This is a genomic window from Odoribacter sp. N15.MGS-14, from assembly GCF_000980245.1.
Lineage (GTDB): Bacteria > Bacteroidota > Bacteroidia > Bacteroidales > Marinifilaceae > Odoribacter > Odoribacter splanchnicus.
Genome location: NZ_LARE01000144.1, coordinates 1 through 1,521, shown reverse-complemented (window position 1 = coordinate 1,521; position 1,521 = coordinate 1). Strand labels below are relative to the sequence as shown.

Below are 1,521 nucleotides of genomic sequence, written 5' to 3'. Positions count from 1 at the left end.
AACTGAAACATCTCATTACCTGCAGGAGAAGAAAACAAATAGTGATTCCCCCAGTAGTGGCGAGCGAACGGGGAAGAGCCCAAACCGCTGCCGTTTCGGCGACAGCGGGGTCATGGGACCGCGATACTCGACGGAAGACGAAGTGCAATTACCTGGAAAGGTAAGCCGTGGAGGGTGACAGCCCCGTGCACGACACCTCTTTCGAAGATAGCGGGATCCCGAGTAGGGCGGGACACGAGAAATCCTGCCTGAATTCGCCAGGACCGCCTGGCAAGGCTAAATACTCCCGAGAGACCGATAGTGAACCAGTACCGCGAGGGAAAGGTGAAAAGTACCCCGAACAGGGGGGTGAAATAGACCCTGAACCCGCGCGCCTACAAGCGGTCGGAGCCGAGTAATTCGGTGACGGCGTGCCTTTTGCATAATGAGCCTACGAGTTAGTCGTCACCAGCGAGGTTAAGGGCTTCAGGCCCGTCAGCCGAAGTGAAAGCGAGCCTTAACAGGGCGTGAAGTTGGTGGCGCTAGACGCGAAACCTTGTGATCTACCCACGAGCAGGTTGAAGTCGCGGTAACACGTGATGGAGGACCGAACCGGTAAACGTTGAAAAGTTTTCGGATGACTCGCGGGTAGGGGTGAAAGGCCAATCAAACTGGGAAATAGCTCGTACTCTCCGAAATGCATTTCGGTGCAGCCTGTGATGTTCTGTTCCAGAGGTAGAGCTACTGGTTGGACGCGAGGGCTTCACCGCCTATCAAATCCGGATAAACTCCGAATGCTGGAACACGAAATCATGGAGTGAGCCCGCGGGTGCTAAGGTCCGCGGACGAGAGGGAAAGAACCCGGACCACCGGCTAAGGTCCCGGATGGACAGTTAAGTTGATCAAACGAGGTGGGATCGCGGAGACAGCTAGGATGTTGGCTTGGAAGCAGCCATTCATTTAAAGAGTGCGTAACAGCTCACTAGTCGAGCGATCCCGCGTGGATAATACACGGGCATAAAACTGTCAACCGAAGCCGTGGGGTTAGCTTTATTGCTAACCGGTAGGAGAGCATTCCTGCCAGCTTTGAAGGTCACCCGCGAGAGTGACTGGAGCGGCATGAAAAGCAAATGTAGGCATAAGTAACGATAATGGGGGCGAGACCCCCCCACGCCGCAAGACCAAGGCTTCCCCGGCAATGTCAATCAGCCGGGGGTCAGCCGGCCTCTAAGGCTAACCCGAAGGGGGATGCCGACGAGAAACGGGTTAACATTCCCGTGCTTCTCGTCACCGTGACGCGGTGACGGGGTGATGAATGGACCGCGCGCAGACGGAATAGCGCGTTGAAGGCCGTACCCTTTGAGGGTGGTAGTCAAGCACGCCACCGGAGGCGACAGCCGATAGTACCTCGAGGCCTCGGCCGAGGGGATAGCGTCCAGGCAATTAACCCCCTAGAAAACCCGCTAAACTTCAAGTGACGAGGAACCGTACCGTAAACGGACACACGTGGTCGGGTAGAACATACTAAGGCGCTTGAGTGAT

At 56.1% G+C, this 1,521-nt stretch carries 1 rRNA gene; it reads left to right on the top strand.

The features are described from left to right. A 23S ribosomal RNA gene (locus WS34_RS14545) occupies nt 1-1,521 on the top strand; the annotation flags it as partial.